The 404-nt window shown below is 47.5% G+C and carries 1 pseudogene; it reads right to left on the bottom strand.

Annotated features, from left to right (window positions below):
• Nucleotides 1–404 (bottom strand): annotated as a pseudogene (locus R7O13_RS26985) (methyl-accepting chemotaxis protein); the annotation flags it as partial.

Below are 404 nucleotides of genomic sequence, written 5' to 3'. Positions count from 1 at the left end.
AAGATCACCATCACCCGAAGCGATTTGCGCCATAGCGTCTTTGATGTCGTTTAATGGTTTAAGTACTGTGCGTAGCAGCAGGAACACCATGCCAAGCGCCGCTAAGATCACAACGATGATGCCCATTTCTAAAATCGATTCTGCTCGTGCAGTCGCCGCTGAAATGTCTGACTTCAACTCACCTTGCTTATCTTCGATAGCACTTTTCACGACATTGAGCTGGGCGCGAACATCAACAAATTGCTCCTCAAACGTGTTCTTGTGCTCGTTGTAGTAGCTTAGCCATTGAGATTGAGGCTTGCTCAACATCACTTCGTAACTTTGTAGCCACTTTTGACCTAAACTCACCAGTTTTTGCACATCAGCACCGTGTGATGCAGGCATCACTCCCGCACGCGATAGCT

The organism is Vibrio sp. Y176, assembly GCF_033438945.1.
Note: the sequence above shows the minus strand (reverse complement) of the source record. Positions and strands in the feature narration are given on the sequence as shown.